Source organism: Microbacterium wangyouchuni, assembly GCF_054072595.1.
The window spans coordinates 297,871-309,967 of sequence record NZ_JBSVRM010000001.1; the positions used below are offsets into that span (position 1 = coordinate 297,871).

Here is a 12,097-nt window from a genome sequence, read left to right on the forward strand (position 1 = left end):
GGCTGCGCAGTGCGAGCAGGTAGTCTTGCGACCGATGAGAGTCACGCGTCGCGAGCTGCTGATTGGCGCCGGAGCCGGCGCCCTCAGTGTGCTGCTTGCATCCTGCACCCCGACGCCGTCGCCCACCCCGACGCCGACGCGTTCGCCGATTCCGCTGCCGACCACGAGCGTTCCCGCTCCCGCGGCGCTGATCCGCAGCCGCTGGGGAACCGATCCGTTCTCGCGCGGCGCCGCCAGCTTCACCCGCATCGGCGTGCAGCAGGCGACGCGTGACACATTGGCGGCGCCCGTGGACGGGCGGCTGTTCTTTGCCGGCGAGGCGACGGACACCCAAAACCCCGGCACGCTCCTGGGGGCGATCCACTCCGGTGAAAGTGCCGCCATGCGCGTCCGCGCGACAGCTGCACCGGGCGAGCGGATCGCGGTAATCGGTGCGGGACTTGCCGGTGCCGCCGTCGCCGCGAAACTCGCCGATGCTGACATCGAGGTCACCGTTTTCGAAGCACGCGACCGTGTCGGGGGACGGGCGCACTCAGACCTCCACGATGACTGGCCGCTTCCGGTTCAGCTCGGCGGCTGGCTGCTGCCCGCCCCGCCCGCCACCGCAGACGGCACAGACACAGACAACGGTGACGGCGAAGACCGCGCCGACGCGATCGGCAACGCCGCAGCCACGACCTTCGCGGATCTGAAAACAGTGGATCTGGCATCCTCGCTCTGGCGCTCGCCGGATCAGGACACCGAGCACATCGGAAACGCCGCACTGGAGACGGCGATCGCTGCCGCGCAGTCGCTGCCAGCAGATGTCTCGCTCACCGAGGCGCTCGCAGAAACCGGCGCCGACCCTGATCAGCCGGAACTCGCGGCGCTGTTGGCATACCTCACCACGACCTCGGGTGCGGATGCCGATACGGTGTCCAGCTGGTTCCCTCCGGCTCTTCCGGCCCCGGCACGAACCGGCATTCTCGGAGACCTCGGAGAGTACGTCAAACAGCAGCTGGAGGGGACGCAGCTGACACTCGCCTCCCCGGTGACCCGTATCGCCTACGACGATGCGGGCGTCAGCCTGCGACTCGGCACCGGCGAATCCACCTCGTTCGATCGCGTCGTGATCACCGTGCCGCTGGGCGTGCTGCAACGCGAGGGTATCGAGTTCGCACCGGCACTGCCGTTCCCGCATCGCGGCGCAATCAATGCCCTCGGCATGGGGCACATTGAAACCGTGTGGCTGCGTTACGACGAGCCGTTCTGGGACACCCAGGCGACGCTCTGGCACGCGGTCGACTCAGACCAGCTCGTGCGCACCTGGATCAACCTGCTCCCGGCTACCGGGGAGAACGTGCTGGTCGGAATCCTCGGCGGCACGGCAGCCGAGAAATTCGCTGAGCTGGAAGATGAACCCGCAGTCCTTGCGGTGCTCACATCGCTCGAGCTCTTTGCACCTTCCGCCGCGCCGGAGTGATTCTGCTGATCACGGCCAGGATCATCGCGATGAGCGCGAAGATCGCCAATGCGATGCCACTGGTGATCAGGAACTCGTCGATGCCGCTGACCTGGCGCAGGTCCAGGAAGTAGTACGGGTACCAGCCGATCCTGGGGCCGCGCCACATCGTCACGCCGCCCCAGACCAGGGGAAATGCCAGGCTGCCCGGAATGATCCACCATGGCACGGAACGGTGACCGGGAGTCAGCGTCCACGCGATCGCGGTAAACGCGGGCAACCAGAAATGAAGTACCTGATCTGACCAGGGAACGTCCACCCGGATGCCACGGAGCCCTGCCTGCCAGACGATCAGGGCGAAGGCAAGACCCGCAGTGATCGTCCAGGTCAGTACCAGCGAGAGCGCGATGCTGAACCAGCGCGGATCCTCGTCGCGTCGGAACGCCAGGACGCCGCCGACCACGAGCAGCGCAACCAGCGCGCAGTTCGACTCAACGGTGAGGTAGGCGAAGAAGTTGCGACCGGCGATGGTCTGCGAGCTCAGCCCCCAGAACAGTCGGTGCACGAGCGCGATCAGGCACACGGCTGCTGTGACAAAACGAAGCACGCCGAACGTGAATCGTGCCCTCACTGTCGCCAGCCTCCACATCGACGCGATCGTACGCCGTCCGGCGATTCTACTTAAATGCCCAGGATGGCACGGGCGATGACGAAGTAGATCACCAGTCCCGTGGCATCCACGAAGGTCGTGATGAACGGGTTCGAGAACACCGCGGGGTCGACGCGGATCATTCGCGCGACCAGGGGCATAACCCCGCCGATCGTCGCCGCCACGGTGCACACGGCGAGCAGTGTGCAGCCGATCACGAGGCCGATATGCCAGTCGTAGACCAGCGCCGTGATCGCGAATCCCAGCAAGCCCAGCAGAATTCCGAGCGATACTCCGACGCGCAGCTCACGGGTCAGCACGCGCAGCAGATCGCGCGGTCGCACCTCGCCCAGAGCGAGAGCTCGAGTCACGGTGGTCGCTGCTTGGTTCCCGGTGTTGCCGCCGGTGCCGATCAGCAGTGGCACGAACAGCGCCAGCACCGTCATCTGCTCCAGTGTCGCCTCGAACACCGACAGCACCTGCACGGTGAGCGTGGCCCCGATGGCGAGCACGAACAGCCACACGATGCGTGAGCGCACGATCTTGCGGATCGGCGTCGACAGGTACGGACGGCCGAGCGGCTCGACGCCACCCTGACGCGCAGCATCCTCATTCTCTTCACGCTTGAGAATGCGAACGGCATCATCGATCGTGAGGATGCCGACCAACCGGTTCTCGCTGTCCACGACGGGAACCGCCAGCAGCCCGAGGTCCGTGCACTCGCGGGCGGCGATCTCGGCGTCTGTTTCGGCCAGCGTGGTGCGAGCGTCGCGCATCAGAGCGTCGATCGTCGCGTCATCATTCGCCGCGAGCAGATCGCGCAGGCTCACCACACCGATGACCCGTCGGGCGTGGTCGGTGACGGGGAGCGTATAGATGGTCTCGGCATCATCGAGTCGCGCGCGCAGCCGTGCCATCGTCTCGCCGACGGTCAGATCTGGGTGCGTCGTGACGTACTCGGGGCTCATCCGACGGCCGATCGAGTTCTGCGGATAGCCAAGAACAGCAGCCGTGAGTTCGCGCTCGCGGACGGGCAGTCCACGTAGCAGTCGGGGCGCGACGGATGCCGGAAGCTCCTCCAGCAGCCAGACGCGGTCGTCCGGGTCCATCTCGGCGAACAGTGTCGCGACCTCGGCATCCTGCAGGCCGTGCACGAGCTCGCCCTGCAGTTCGGGCTCCAGCGCCTCGAAGACCTCGAGCGCCCGCTGCTTCGACAGCAGCCGGTAGACAATGGCGCACTGGCGCGGGTTCAGCCGATCGAGGATCTGCACCAGCTGATAGATGGAAGCCGGCGTGAGGGCAGCGGATGCTGCGGCGAGATCGCGTTGGGAAAGCGTCTGTTCGATTGTGTCGATCAGGTCGGTGATCTCGACGGCGGGGACGGGGATGCGCTCCGTGTTCATATGCGTGCTTCCTGGGCAGGCCGACGAGCGCGAACGAATACGCGAACGATCGATCATCGGCTCGGATGGACAGGTCGAAGCCGGGCGCCGCAGGAGGAGTCTGAGTTGTATGGGGCGACGCGACTAGGCGGGGTCCGGATGGTGAGGGCGACTATCACCGCTCATGGCGTCACCACCCCGCTTTCCGTCTCTCAGCGATCCTGCGCGAACTGTCGCGCAACGCACCCGTCAATCTAGCTCATGTCACGTGGGCGGGGTCTGAATGCAAAGCGCCCTGCCGGGGCAGCTCAGGCCGGATCGATCCGCAGCACGTCGGGTGTCTCGCCGCGGGCCAGATCGTCAGCGATGCGGATGCTTCGGGCCAGATCGTCGAGCGCGGGAATCAGGGTGCCGAAGCGTTCGCGATCACTGCAGATCGCGTTCAGAGTCACGAGATGTGTGCCGGTGTCCCAGCTGTAGCTCGCGAAAGGAGAACCGGCCGGGTCTGACGGAGTGGCGATGACCAGTTTCTCGCCGACACCCAGCGGTGTGGCAAACGACTCGGTGTCGTCGTACTCGATCGGCCGGGTCGCACGGGCGATGCGCACCTGTGGGGTGAGCTCCTGCACCGTGGCCAGTGCGACGACGAGATCGGGCTCCGCCTTCCACGTCCACGCGAGGACGCGGCCGTCGAAGCGGCGCATCATCATTGGGGCCGCCTGGCTCATCATCCACGCACCGACACGCGAGCCCTGCTTCTCGCCGCGACCGAGCGCCTGGTTAGCCTGGCCCAGCAGCATCCGCAACGCCGCCTTGCGGTGACGACGGCCACGAAAGCCGAGCGAATCGGTCACGGGGATCCAACGACTCAGGTCTGCGGAAGCTGTCAGGCGCATCCTGTCACGGTACCGGGGTCAACTGCAGGAGTGCCGGGAGCACCGGGGCTGCTGGGAGCGCCGGGAGCGCCTGGGGCGCCGGGAGGGCGGCCTGCCGGGAGTGCGGCTGGCCTGATCAGTGCGCGCGGGCCCCTCCGGTAGAGTTGCCTGCGCCCCGATCCGGGCCTCCCACACTGTAAGGCTCCCATCCGTGACCTCCTCCGACACTCCGCTGAAGATCCTTATCGGTGGCGATACCTTCTCGCCCGACATCAACGGTGCTGCCCGCTTTGCCGAACGCCTGGCCGCCGGGCTCGTGCAGCGCGGTCATGACGTGCATGTTGTCGCGCCGAACCGGAAGTACCGTCGCGCTGCCCCCGCTACCGAGGTCATCGAGGGCGAGCCGATGACCCTGCACCGGCTGCCGTCGGTGCGCTGGGCCCCGCATGACTGGCTGCGGTTTGTGTGGCCGTGGCGCTCCAAGCACTATGCCCGCAAGGTGCTCGACGCAGTTCAGCCGGATATCGTGCACATCCAGTCGCACATCATCATCGGACGCGGTTTGGCACGCGTCGCCGCCGAGCGTGGCATCCCCGTCATCGCCACAAATCACGTGATGGCCGAAAACATCCTCGATCACAGCACGTTCCCGAAGTTCATCGACGAGATCGTGTTGAAGTTCGCCTGGGCTGATGCCAAGCGCACTTTCGACCTCACGCGCGCCATCACCACGCCGACCCGTCGTGCGGCCGACTTCCTGGAGCGAACCGTCGGGGTCGAGGGCGTCATCCCGGTCAGCTGCGGAATCGATCGCACTCAGTACACCCCGGTCATCGCCCCGCGCGAGAAGAATCGCATCATCTTCGTCGGGCGACTGACGGCTGAGAAGCAGGTCGAGGTCATCCTCGAGGCGATGACGAAGCTCGACCCGGCACTGGGAACAACATTCGACATCGTCGGCGGCGGTGACCAGCGCAAGAACCTTGAGCGGCTTACCGCCGAGCTCGGGCTCTCTGACCGCGTCATCTTCCATGGGCGCACGACCGATGAGCAGCTGCGCGCGCTCCTGTCGCGGGCGAGTCTGTTCGTGATCGCATCCATCGCCGAATTGCAGTCGATCGCAACCATGGAAGCGATGGCGTCGGCGTTGCCGATCGTCGCGGCGGATGCTGTGGCGCTGCCGCACCTGGTCGACAACGGCGGCAACGGCTACCTGTTCGAGCCGGGCAACGCCGACGAGCTTGCCGCGCGTCTGACCGATGTGCTCACCGCCGAACCGGAGGAGTACGCGCGGATGCAGCAGGCATCACTCGACGGTGTGCTCGTGCACGACATCAACCGCACCCTCGACACCTTCGAGGCGCTCTACCGCGACGAACCGCTCCCGGAGTAAGCGATGCACATCGCGCTGTTCGCGGATCAGCACCTGGCATCTCTCGGCGGAGCGCAGGTGTCGATGAGGTTGCAGAAGCAGTACCTCGAGCGCGCAGGACACACCGTCACGGCGGTCGCACCGAAGATGCACGCGGCCAGCTACTTCGGCGGCGATGACGCGCTGATCGATCTGCCCTCTCTGCCGATCACGCTGGACCGCGAATACTCCATGTCGTGGCCGGGCCGGCGCACCGACCGCTTTATCGACCGTGCTTTCACCCGGCGCCCTCCGGTCGACGTTGTACACGTGCAAGCAGACTTCTGGGGCGCGTTCATAGGCCACCGCTTCGCACATCGCCACGGCATCCCGGTCGTGCACACGATGCATAATCGCGTCGATGTCGGCATGGCCGCGGTCACCCCGCTGCACCGCCAGGTGCTCGCGGTGCTGAACCTCTGGCGTCGCTGGTCGATGCGTGGAATCGGCTCTGCCGTCGGCGGCAGCGATGGCTGGGCGTTTTTGCGAGGGATCGCACAGGGATCGGCCGCGGTGACGGCGCCATCCGGGCATTTCGCGCGCCGGCTCGAGCAGCACGGGGTGTTCCCGAGCGTCGACGTCGTCTGGAATGGCATCGATGATGCTCTGCTCGCCGAGGTGCTTGGTGCTGAGGTGCTTGGTGATGGGTCGCTTGGTGATGGGTCGCTTGGTGATGGGTCGCTCAGCGATGGGTCGTCATTTGCTGCGCGAGACACCACGTCCGAAGTGCTGATTCGTGGCGGAAGTGCTGATTCAGCCACGCACCGCCCGCGCTTCGTCTGGCTCGGACGGATGAGCCCTGAAAAGCGCCTGCTTCCGTTCCTGGAAGCGGTTGTCTCTTCCCAGGTGGATGCTGACATCGAGGTGATCGGCGGCGGTGGGCAGTTGCGTGCCGCCGAAAAGATCGCTCGCGGGCACGACAGCGTCCGTTTTGCGGGGCGGCTGTCCTATGCCGAGACTCTCGCGCGAATCGCCGCGGCGGATGCTGTCGTGCAGACGTCCATCGGGTTCGAGACGCAGGGGATGACCCCGTTCGAAGCCGCAGCACTCGGAACGCCCACGGTCATCAGCGACCCCGATATCGCGGGCGAGCTGCGGGGCGGTCTGTGGCAGGTGCCCGGCCCCAGCGTCACCGAACTTGCAGCGACGCTGCAGCGCGCAGCATCCGATATCGCAGCCGGAACCGCCCCGAAGCCCGATCCTGAGGTCGCTGCGGCGTTCCGCCAGTCATCGCGCACCGCCGCGATGATCGAGGTCTACGAGCGCGTGCTGCGTTCTTCTTCGTAGCTCAGTCGGTCGGCTGGTCAATAGCGCTGGTTCTGTAGAGCCGAATCAGTAGAACAGCGGGATGATCGCCGAGGCGAGTGTCCCGATCGCAACGCCGGCGACGCCCGCGATGCCGAGGCCGACGGCGATCCCCGACTGACCATGCGGTACTCCGACGCGCTTCATCCCGACGATGCCCAGCACGAGTGCGAGTGCTGCGGTGATGAAGGCCAGCAGTGAGCCGAACGCCGAGACGAGCGAGGCTACCCCGTAACCGAGGCTGCCGAAGGTCGCCTGGATGAAGATCGTCGAGAGCAGGCCGATCGCGAGACCGATAAGGCCGAAGATGAGTCCGATCCGGCCTGGAGCGTTGACCGTGCTGGGCGCTTGCTGCTGCTGTGGATGTGTCACGGCATAGTGCGCGTAGCCCGCAGCCGGTTTCTGTAGCGGGGCTCCGGGTCGCGGATGCTGGCCGGCGTACGGCGGGAGCTGAGGCTGTTGCTGATCGCTCATGGCGTTGAGCTTACGTGCCAGTGCCCCGGCTCAGGGAGCGATGTCTCGTGCGCTTCGACGCCTTCATGACTGACGTCGGCGACGCAGTACAGCAGTGACTGCGTTGGATATCCGTGCGGGCGATTGTCGCGGATGATCGCCGCGTCATCCGTGGGGTCGAGTGCAGCGGATGCCGCGAGCAGGTCGATCCACTCATCGACCCAGTCGTCCGTGCGCGCGGCGTGGGCGCGGAACTCGGGCAGCCACCGGGCGATGCGCGGGGTCTCCGGATCGTCGAGGTCGTCGTGGGCGATCATGTGGACCCCGGACGGCAGTGGAGTCTCCCGCAGAGTCTTGCCGTCCCAGGACAGCATGCGTGCGGCATCCGGGGTGACTTCCAGCAGGTTGAAGCCGTGCATCGGCAGGGGTGCTGTTGGAGCCCGGCCGGCGACGGATTCCAATGCAAGGCTGCCGCGGGTGAGTACCTGATCCTCCGGCAGATCCAGCGTGTCGGCGCGGTTGAGCAGCACCGCGAGGCGGCGATGTTCCGTGTCGTAGGCGAGCCAGGCGCCGCCGGCGCGGCGATCCCGGATGCCGATGACGCCGGGATACTGCTGCGGCCACCAGGCGCCGAGCGAATCCCACTCGCGCGCGGGGTCCTCGTCGCGGATCGCCAGCAGCCGCGACCCTCCGGGCTCTGCGACATCGATCACGACAGTGCACACGCGGCCAGTCTAAGTGCGTCCGTGTTGCCGCGGGGCGGCGCACGCTGGGGCGGAGAACGCACTGTTGGGAGGAGCTGCGGCCCGAGATCCTCCGCCCATCGTTGCGTTCTCCTCCCCTCAGTGCGGGCCACTCCCATCGGCGCAGGCCGTCTCATCGGCGCGGGCCGTCGCATGCTTGGGCGGAGAACGCGCTGTTGGGAGGAGCTACAGCCCGAGAATCTCCTCCCATCGCTGTGTTCTCCTCCCATCAGCGCGGGCCGCTCCCCTCCGCGCGGGCCAGATTCGGGCAAACCGGCGACAGGCGAGTGCTGCTCCGGCAGAATCGAGGCATGAACATCGTCGTCGGAGTCACGGGCGGCATCGCCGCGTACAAGAGCGTTCACCTCGTACGGCTGCTGATCAAGGCCGGCCATGACGTCACGGTGATTCCGACTGAGGATGCGCTGCGCTTCGTCGGGCAGCCGACGTGGGAGGCGATCAGCCGCAACACCGTCACCACCAGCGTGCATGACGATGTGGCACAGGTACGCCACGTCGCACTCGGACAGGCGGCAGAGCTGGTGATCGTGGCGCCTGCCACCGCGAACACAATCGCGAAAATGACCGCCGGTCTCGCTGACGACCTGCTCGGCACCACGCTGCTCGCGACCACCGCTCCGGTCGCGATTGCTCCGGCGATGCACACCGAGATGTGGCAGCATCCGGCGACGCAGGCGAACATCGCCACCCTGCGTGAGCGTGGGGTGCACGTGCTCGGCCCCGGTGACGGTGAGTTGACCGGCGGTGATTCCGGGCCGGGGCGGATGCTCGAACCTGAGCAGATCGTCGACGCGGCCCTCGCGCTGCTCATGCCCCAGGATCTCGAAGGCGTCCGGGTGGTCGTATCGGCCGGGGGAACCCGCGAGCCGATCGATCCGGTGCGCTTTCTCGGCAATCGATCAAGCGGCAGGCAGGGTGTCGCGCTCGCCGCGGAGGCCGCCGACCGAGGTGCCGACGTCGAGTTGGTCGCCGCGAACATCGCAGCCGATGTGCTGGCCGCCGCCGGGCATCCGCGCATCCGGGTGCGCTCCGTGCAGACCGCCGCGGAACTGGGCGAGGCGATGCGGGATGCCGCGGCATCCGCCGACGTCGTGATCATGGCCGCCGCGGTCGCGGATTATCGACCGACCGAGGCGGCCGAGCACAAGCTCACCAAGGAGAGCGGGACTCTGGAGCGGATCGAGCTGGTGCAGAACGAGGACATCGTCGCTGGGCTCGCGCAGTCCGCTTCCGAGAAGCAGTTGATCGTGGCGTTCGCCGCCGAGACCCTGACCGATCCGGATGCGCGGCGGGAGCGCGCTCGGCGCAAACGGGAACGCAAGGGCGTCGATCTGCTCGCCGTGAACCTCGCCGATGCCGAGCACGGCTTCGAGCGGGCGGACAACGCTGTCGAGATCATCGGCACCGGCGGTGCGGTCGTGGCATCCGTCGCCGGTTCCAAGCGTGAGGTCGCCCGCGAAATCTGGAATGCCGTGCAGAACGTCCGCGCGTGAGGTAAAGTTGAGTCAACACCACTCAACTTTGCAAGGAGACCTCCAGGAGGAAAGATGACCAACCCCGTACAAGATGACCAGCAGTCCGCGCTCGAACAGTTCGGCATCAACCTGACCGACCGTGCCCGCCAGGGCAAGCTCGATCCGGTGATCGGCCGTGACAGCGAGATCCGACGCGTGAGTCAGGTGCTCACCCGACGCACGAAGAACAACCCGGTTCTCATCGGTGAGCCGGGCGTCGGCAAGACCGCCGTCGTCGAAGGGCTCGCGCAGCGCATCGTGGCGGGAGACGTCGCCGAATCGCTCAAGGACAAGGAGCTGATCACTCTCGATATCTCCGCTCTCGTCGCCGGTGCCATGTACCGCGGCCAGTTCGAAGAGCGGCTGAAGCAGGTCCTCAAGGAGATCACCGAATCCGACGGACAGGTCATCACGTTCATCGACGAACTGCACACGCTGATGGGCGCGGGCGGCGGTGAGGGTTCGGTCGCAGCATCCAACATGCTCAAGCCCATGCTCGCCCGCGGCGAGCTGCGTCTGATCGGTGCGACCACGCTCAACGAGTACCGCGAGTTCATCGAGAAGGATGCTGCACTCGAGCGTCGTTTCCAGCAGGTCTACGTCGGCGAGCCGACGGTTGAAGACACCATCGCTATCCTCCGCGGACTCAAGGAGCGCTACGAGGCACACCACAAGGTCGCCATCTCGGACAGTGCACTGGTTGCCGCAGCATCCCTTTCCAATCGCTATATTCCGAGTCGGCAGTTGCCGGACAAGGCCATCGACCTGATCGACGAGGCGGCATCCCGGCTGCGCATGGAGATCGATTCTGCCCCTGTCGAGATTGACGAGCTGCGGCGCTATGTGGATCGGCTGAAGCTCGAAGAGCTCGCGCTAAAGAAAGAGAAGGACGACGCTTCCAAAGAGCGGCTCGCGGCCCTCCGCGAAGACCTCGCCGGTCAGCAGACGCGACTGAGCGAGCTGCAGGAGCGCTGGGAACGTGAGCGCGCATCTCTGAATCGCGTCGGCGATCTCAAGACGAAATTGGATGCTGCGCGCGGCGACGCCGAGCGCGCCCAGCGCGAAGGCAACCTCGAGAAGGCCTCGCGCCTGCTGTATGCCGAGATCCCGGCACTGGAACGCGAGGTCGTCGAGGCCGAGCGCTCCGAGGTCGAGAGCGACGGCGAAGGCCGGATGGTGAACGACCAGGTCACCGAAGAAGACATCGCCGGAGTCATCGCTGCATGGACCGGCATCCCGGTCGGTCGTCTGCTGCAGGGAGAGACAGAGAAGCTGCTGCACCTCGAGGGTGAACTGGGCAAGCGGCTCATCGGTCAGAAGGAAGCGGTGGCCGCGGTATCGGATGCCGTCCGCCGCTCGCGTGCGGGCATCAGCGACCCCGGGCGCCCAACCGGATCCTTCCTGTTCCTCGGACCGACCGGTGTCGGAAAGACCGAGCTCGCCAAGTCGCTCGCCGACTTCCTCTTCGATGACGAACACGCCATGGTTCGCATCGACATGTCGGAGTACGGGGAGAAGCATTCGGTGTCGCGGCTGGTCGGGGCTCCTCCCGGATACGTCGGCTACGAACAGGGCGGTCAGCTGACCGAGGCCGTGCGGCGCCGTCCCTACAGCGTCGTACTGCTCGATGAGGTGGAGAAGGCGCATCCCGAGGTCTTCGACGTGCTGTTGCAGGTGATGGATGATGGGCGCCTGACCGATGGGCAGGGACGGACGGTCGACTTCTCGAACGTCATCCTGATTCTCACCTCCAACCTCGGCTCGCCTCTTCTCATCGACCCGATGCTCTCGCTCGAGGAGAAGCGCGAGGGTGTGCAGGCGCTGGTGCGTCAGTCGTTCAAGCCGGAGTTCGTGAACCGTCTCGACGACATCGTCATCTTCCAGGCGCTCACCGAAGATGATCTCGCGCAGATTGTCGAACTGACAATCGATCATCTACAGGCGCGGTTGCGCGAGCGTCGGCTCACGCTCGCGGTCACTCCGGATGCCCGGTCATGGCTCGCCGAGCGTGGCTACGACCCGGTATACGGTGCTCGCCCACTGCGCCGTCTCATCACCAATCAGGTGCAGAACAAGCTCGCGACGGCGCTGCTGTCCGGGCGGGTCCGGGATGGCGACACCGTGAAGGTGGATGTTTCGGCCGACGGGTCGGGGCTGGCGCTGACCTCGGCCTGAGAGCGGATGGCCTGATCGAGAACGCACAAACCGTCCTTCCTGAAGTTCGGCACGGACGGTTTGTGCGTTGTGGATCTTCGCGGTGCGGCAAGAACTATGGTTCTTTCGGGGCGAAGGAGTGAAATTTT

The 12,097-nt window shown here is 66.1% G+C and carries 10 protein-coding genes; 5 read left to right on the forward strand and 5 right to left on the reverse strand.

The genetic code is table 11. The annotated features are described in order from the left end of the window. Nucleotides 1-34 precede the first annotated feature (34 nt). A complete protein-coding gene (locus ACW5CM_RS01475) occupies nt 35-1,462 on the forward strand; it encodes a flavin monoamine oxidase family protein (protein WP_457123916.1) in 1,428 nt (475 codons plus the stop codon). Here the strand turns inward: ACW5CM_RS01475 and ACW5CM_RS01480 are convergent. The 3 genes from ACW5CM_RS01480 to ACW5CM_RS01490 form a co-directional block, all read right to left on the reverse strand. Continuing rightward, complete coding sequence (locus ACW5CM_RS01480; protein WP_457123917.1) at nt 1,419-2,072, reverse strand: Pr6Pr family membrane protein; 654 nt, start codon at nt 2,070-2,072, stop codon at nt 1,419-1,421. The two genes, ACW5CM_RS01475 and ACW5CM_RS01480, sit on opposite strands and share 44 nt — an antisense overlap. A 50-nt stretch (nt 2,073-2,122) precedes the next feature. Beyond that, the gene (gene mgtE / locus ACW5CM_RS01485; RefSeq protein ID WP_457123918.1) at nt 2,123-3,493 is read right to left on the reverse strand and encodes a magnesium transporter; all 1,371 of its coding nucleotides are present in this window, start codon (nt 3,491-3,493) and stop codon (nt 2,123-2,125) included. Between the two features lie 287 nt (nt 3,494-3,780). Further along, nucleotides 3,781-4,368: a hypothetical protein gene (locus ACW5CM_RS01490; RefSeq protein WP_457123919.1), complete on the reverse strand. Its 588-nt coding sequence runs from the start codon at nt 4,366-4,368 to the stop codon at nt 3,781-3,783. Between the two features lie 190 nt (nt 4,369-4,558). On the opposite strand from ACW5CM_RS01490, the gene ACW5CM_RS01495 reads away from it, so the two are divergent. Both ACW5CM_RS01495 and ACW5CM_RS01500 read left to right on the forward strand, forming a co-directional pair. Beyond that, on the forward strand, nt 4,559-5,740 hold the full coding sequence (locus ACW5CM_RS01495) for a glycosyltransferase (RefSeq protein WP_438253932.1): 1,182 nt from the start codon (nt 4,559-4,561) through the stop codon (nt 5,738-5,740). Nucleotides 5,741-5,743: 3 nt separating this feature from the next. Next, on the forward strand, nt 5,744-7,045 hold the full coding sequence (locus ACW5CM_RS01500) for a glycosyltransferase family 4 protein (RefSeq protein WP_457123920.1): 1,302 nt from the start codon (nt 5,744-5,746) through the stop codon (nt 7,043-7,045). Nucleotides 7,046-7,090: 45 nt separating this feature from the next. Here ACW5CM_RS01500 and ACW5CM_RS01505 read toward each other — a convergent pair whose 3' ends face one another. Both ACW5CM_RS01505 and ACW5CM_RS01510 read right to left on the reverse strand, forming a co-directional pair. Then, nucleotides 7,091-7,537, reverse strand: a complete 447-nt coding sequence (locus ACW5CM_RS01505) for a hypothetical protein (RefSeq protein WP_438253934.1) — start codon at nt 7,535-7,537, stop codon at nt 7,091-7,093. Continuing rightward, the gene (locus tag ACW5CM_RS01510) at nt 7,534-8,241 is read right to left on the reverse strand and encodes an NRDE family protein (protein WP_457123921.1); all 708 of its coding nucleotides are present in this window, start codon (nt 8,239-8,241) and stop codon (nt 7,534-7,536) included. Before ACW5CM_RS01510 ends, ACW5CM_RS01505 begins: the two co-directional genes overlap by 4 nt. A 329-nt stretch (nt 8,242-8,570) precedes the next feature. Between ACW5CM_RS01510 and coaBC the strand changes: the two genes are divergently transcribed. Together coaBC and ACW5CM_RS01520 are read left to right on the forward strand one after the other, a co-directional pair. Continuing rightward, nucleotides 8,571-9,773, forward strand: a complete 1,203-nt coding sequence (coaBC, locus tag ACW5CM_RS01515; RefSeq protein WP_457123922.1) for a bifunctional phosphopantothenoylcysteine decarboxylase/phosphopantothenate--cysteine ligase CoaBC — start codon at nt 8,571-8,573, stop codon at nt 9,771-9,773. 54 nt (nt 9,774-9,827) lie between these two features. Next, entirely contained in the window at nt 9,828-11,969 is a 2,142-nt protein-coding gene (locus ACW5CM_RS01520) for an ATP-dependent Clp protease ATP-binding subunit (protein ID WP_439255211.1), read from the forward strand. Nucleotides 11,970-12,097: the final 128 nt, after the last annotated feature.

Excerpts from the sequence above, each read along its gene's own strand:
- ACW5CM_RS01500 (WP_457123920.1), top strand. The coding sequence starts at position 5,744 with ATGCACATCGCGCTGTTCGCGGATCAGCACCTGGCATCTCTCGGCGGA.
- ACW5CM_RS01490 (WP_457123919.1), bottom strand. The coding sequence starts at position 4,368 with ATGCGCCTGACAGCTTCCGCAGACCTGAGTCGTTGGATCCCCGTGACC.
- coaBC (WP_457123922.1), top strand. The coding sequence starts at position 8,571 with ATGAACATCGTCGTCGGAGTCACGGGCGGCATCGCCGCGTACAAGAGC.
- ACW5CM_RS01520 (WP_439255211.1), top strand. The coding sequence starts at position 9,828 with ATGACCAACCCCGTACAAGATGACCAGCAGTCCGCGCTCGAACAGTTC.
- ACW5CM_RS01475 (WP_457123916.1), top strand. The coding sequence starts at position 35 with ATGAGAGTCACGCGTCGCGAGCTGCTGATTGGCGCCGGAGCCGGCGCC.
- mgtE (WP_457123918.1), bottom strand. The coding sequence starts at position 3,493 with ATGAACACGGAGCGCATCCCCGTCCCCGCCGTCGAGATCACCGACCTG.
- ACW5CM_RS01505 (WP_438253934.1), bottom strand. The coding sequence starts at position 7,537 with ATGAGCGATCAGCAACAGCCTCAGCTCCCGCCGTACGCCGGCCAGCAT.